7 protein-coding genes are annotated in these 3,907 nt (G+C 58.4%); all 7 read right to left on the minus strand.

Going from position 1 to position 3,907, the window contains the following annotated elements:
* Nucleotides 1-172: 172 nt before the first annotated feature.
* Nucleotides 173-337 carry a hypothetical protein gene (locus tag ACQ4WN_RS26110; RefSeq protein WP_436554119.1) on the minus strand — a complete coding sequence of 55 codons (165 nt, stop codon included), beginning with the start codon at nucleotides 335-337 and terminating at the stop codon, nucleotides 173-175.
* Between the two features lies 1 nt (nucleotide 338).
* The gene (locus ACQ4WN_RS26115) at nucleotides 339-473 is read right to left on the minus strand and encodes a hypothetical protein (RefSeq protein WP_436554120.1); all 135 of its coding nucleotides are present in this window, start codon (nucleotides 471-473) and stop codon (nucleotides 339-341) included.
* Complete coding sequence (locus tag ACQ4WN_RS26120) at nucleotides 470-2,236, minus strand: replication endonuclease (protein ID WP_436554121.1); 1,767 nt, start codon at nucleotides 2,234-2,236, stop codon at nucleotides 470-472. The genes ACQ4WN_RS26115 and ACQ4WN_RS26120 overlap by 4 nt, the downstream gene beginning before the upstream one ends.
* Nucleotides 2,236-2,505 (minus strand): hypothetical protein, encoded by a 270-nt coding sequence (locus ACQ4WN_RS26125; protein WP_436554122.1) that lies wholly within the window; start codon nucleotides 2,503-2,505, stop codon nucleotides 2,236-2,238. Before ACQ4WN_RS26125 ends, ACQ4WN_RS26120 begins: the two co-directional genes overlap by 1 nt.
* Complete coding sequence (locus tag ACQ4WN_RS26130) at nucleotides 2,502-3,137, minus strand: hypothetical protein (RefSeq protein ID WP_436554123.1); 636 nt, start codon at nucleotides 3,135-3,137, stop codon at nucleotides 2,502-2,504. The genes ACQ4WN_RS26125 and ACQ4WN_RS26130 overlap by 4 nt, the downstream gene beginning before the upstream one ends.
* Nucleotides 3,138-3,312: 175 nt before the next feature.
* Nucleotides 3,313-3,579, minus strand: a complete 267-nt coding sequence (locus ACQ4WN_RS26135; protein WP_436554124.1) for a hypothetical protein — start codon at nucleotides 3,577-3,579, stop codon at nucleotides 3,313-3,315.
* 130 nt (nucleotides 3,580-3,709) lie between these two features.
* On the minus strand, nucleotides 3,710-3,907 hold a 198-nt coding region (locus ACQ4WN_RS26140; RefSeq protein WP_436554125.1), incomplete at its 5' end, for a hypothetical protein.

Genomic DNA, 3,907 nt, shown 5'->3' on the forward strand with positions numbered 1-3,907 from the left:
GCCAGCCACTTGCGGGCCACGCCGCTGTGCGCTTCTGCAAAACAGGACGCTTCGCAGTCGGCGTCCTGGCATTTGTAACTGAGCTTCCCGGTGCTGGATTTAAAGACCGCAACCGGGTCGCCACAGTGGGGGCAAGGCATCTTGCCGAGGTTTTGTTTAGCGGTCGCCATGGTTAGAACAGGCCTTTGATGGAATTGATTTCGAAGGACTCGATTACGCCGTCATCGAATTTCAGGTTGTAGTCCGTGCCATCCATGCCGACATAGCTGCCGACCTGGCCGTGGCGCTCCAGCGTCTCGTCGATGACCTGCACCGATTGATATTGCGTAAATTGCATTTTATTTCCCCTTCAGTTGATTGACTTCCGCCCGCAGGCGGTCGATTTCCATTGCCATATCCAGCAATGTTTCTTTGTAGCCGGACGGCAGGTACGCCGCCGCTATCGCGCTCAGTTTCGAGAACGCGGCTTTCATTTTTTCGTGCACGACTCCCCCATTTCTACGAATAAATCAGGATTAAACTCCCCAAATTTGTCAAAACATACGAAATCATTGTTTGCGAAGTACTCAAAATCGTGATGTGCCGGTATTTCTTCCGGCACAGGAGCCCACCGTTCCCAATTCTTTTCGCTGGCTGGCGTACAGTTATTGACAGGACTCCAAGGACGGCAAACCCGCACGTCAACAGCAACCCCGACGCGCCGCCACGTAAAGCGGGTAGAGGCGTACATCCTTGGCGGGCCGACGAATTCCTGATCAGGCTTGACGAACAGGCCTACAGGGCCGCGCCCAAACAGGCCATAGCGCCCTGCCTCGGTGCGCGCCGCCTGCGCCACGCGCACCCGGTAGCCCCGGCCCATATTTATTCCGCCCTGAGCACGGATGTATGCGGCCCAAGAGCATTTTTTCTGCCCTGCTATCTCGCCTGTTTCTTCATCTACCAAGTCAAGGCGGTTTCCAGCAAGCCATATTTCCTTGACGCATTCCGGCGCTTGCTCCACGACTGCCTCAGCAACGCGGCGGCCCTCGCGGTATGGCGTCACGGGCGGCTGTCCGAACGCCTGAAACTGCCGGATGCCCCACACGCCCGCCCAGGCGTTGACGCGCATTTCCTTGGTGATAATGTCGCGCCCGATCGCGTCTTCCTTAATGTCTTCGGCATCAATGTTCTTTGCCGTGTACTTCATCATGTAAGCGGCCGCGCTGCCCTTCGCTGGGTCGAGCGCTTCAAATTTCACACGGTGCTTGTCCGCGCCCGGATCGTTCGCGCCCTCTTGCAGGGCGAACTTGCGCAGGTTGCGTTTGAATATCTCTATATCGTCAGCAGGCATGAAAACCATCATGTGCCAGTGAGTGCAGCCGTCATGATGCGGTTCAGCTACGCGGAAGCCGTATGGGGCAATGCCATCGCGGTCGTTCTGTGCGCGGGTGCGGCCCCACAGGTCGCGCAGGTATAACTGTGTTTCGCGTGGCGTGGCTCCGTTGTACTTCGGGTTCGGCATGCTGCTAGACTCCAGCACGGCATGGTATGCGGCTGGCGCGGTCAACGTGACGAACAGGCCGACGTGACCGTTTTCTATCGCTATTTCATCCACGCCGTCCATACGCATCATCAGTTCATCGTGACGGATTTTCGGGTTTGCCGTGCTCTTGTCGGCCAGTTCATCGAGCGGAAATTCTTGCCCCGTTTCCATGTTGCGCAGCACTGTGTTTTGCAGCACCTTCTTATTTCGGCGGCGCTGGCCGACACGGCTTTTCGCCGCCTCGTCGCTGCAATACTTGCCCTTGCGGCTCGACACGAAGCCCAGGCGCATTGCCGCATGCTCACGGGCGCGGCCATGGACGACACGCAAGTTTTTCCGCCACCATGCCGGATCGGTGTAGCGCTTGACGGCCTGACGGTCATCCTTGATGGTGGATACGTCCATATCGTACATACGCACGATCAGTTCGACGCATACGCGCAGGGTTTCCGCGTCATGGGCATCCAGCGCGACATTCATGCACTCGTTTGCGCACTTCTCAGCCAGCATCGTTAGCTGGGCCTCTGTGCTGTCAGGCGGTAGATGGCCTGCCGTTACCTCATCCAGCATGGCCGACAGGCGCTTGTAGCCCTCTGGCATGGCTCCAATTGCCCCTTCCTGCGCCGCATGCAACTCGCGGTAGGCAGGGATACCCCAGCGCAGGGGCAAGCCCTTTACGCTACGGATACCGTTTTCTTGCTGTATGGTCGGCATCAGTGCAAGACCGTCGTTGTGCGCGTCGTCACGTCGCTGTCGTTCATGCACGATTCAGCCACGGATAGGTGCGTCATCATCGAGCGCAACGCTGCAGTGATGCGGGCGCGCTCTATGCGGTTGAAGGCCGTCAATTCGTCATTGGCTCGGTCGTCCGGCATATCAGCGAAGGCCAGCACCAGGCGGCGCACCGGATGAGGCAGCAGCAGCCATATCGTGACGCGGGCCTCTTCCCGGCTGTTTTTTGCTGTAGCCTCGGTGGATTTCATGCAGCCACCTTGCAGCGTTGAGCCAGGGCGACTAGCCAGTGCGCCAGCGCTTCCGGCGTATGTTCTCTTTCAGCCTTGCCGCATTCTGGCCGCCAACCTTTATCACCCTTGTGCAGTCGCCCGCCATCACTGCGACGACCTGATGCGCCGATGACGTGCGACGCCCTGCCCAGGGCGATAGGCATTTCTGGTATTTCACCTGGTGCGCAGCCGACTATGTAAAGGAATGTCGGCTTTTCCGCCCGGTGTCCCCATGATGACTGGAAAATCGGCAACGTCCAGCCGCCGAACTCGTCGCGCTGCCCAGGGCGCGGCAAGCCTGCGACAGGCCAGAGGGTTGAGCGCGCCGGATGCTCCAGCACGCCGCCGAACTGGCGCACCTGGCTTACCGCCCAGGTCGCAAGCTCTTTTTCGTCCGGGCGCGGGTTTGCCAGCATTCTCAGTTGCCCCCAGGCGCGACACGGTGGGTGAGCTATCACGGGCATGCCCCCCCCAAATTTGCGCGCATCGCGCTCGGCGTCCCAGGCGTCTACGCCTGGCATCGTTTTGTAGATGGAATTGGCGCGCACGAACAGGGCGGCCACATTGTGCAATGGGAGTTCGCCGGTCGAGGCGTCGCCGGCCGCTTTCATTTCTGGCACTCTATGCCACGTATCAACTCAGCTACATGGCAGCGATTAATGTATGTTTTTTCGGAGTTGCCATTGTTCAACACGGCTATCTCGATACGTCGCTCGCGCTCCCTCAAGCAATTTAGCAGCAACGCTATATCGCGGTCTTCCAGATATATCGGCTTTGAATGGCTCATTATCGTTTCCTTAACAATTGAGTGCGGATCAGATGGGCGAGGACTTCGGACTGTTTTTTGCCCTTCGACGTGAGCCAGGTCATGAAGTCAGCGTGAAGCGCTTCGGGCAACTGGACAGTCATCGGCACAATGCCGTTACGCGCCATGTAGGCGCGCTGGCGGGCCGCGGCGCTGGCATGGACTGCTTTGCGGCCCCGCTTTTTCGTCACCACTGGCGGTTTGATGCCGGGCAGTTCCAGCGTTTGCGTATTGGCGGCGCTTCTCACAGCGGCCTCCGGCAGCACTTGCAGCGCGGGCGCTTGTCTTTCCGCGCCTCACACCGGAATGCCCAGGCGGCCACGATGACGCAGACGATTATCAAAACGATGTTGGTTGCGACGTCGGCATAGTAGATGCTCATTTCATCAGCTCCAGCGTGGAGCGCGTGGCTTCTACATGTTCGGCATGCGCTTCACGCGCAATATCCGATTTCCAGTGAGCCACACACGCCGAGCGCATCGCCAATTCTTGCTGACGGGCCTCCAGCGCAAAAATGATTGCGAACACCTGCTCAATTGAAAATGTGACTGTTTTGTAATTTTGTGTAACTGACAT

Source organism: Janthinobacterium pasteuri (genome assembly GCF_051380775.1).
GTDB lineage: Bacteria > Pseudomonadota > Gammaproteobacteria > Burkholderiales > Burkholderiaceae_D > Janthinobacterium.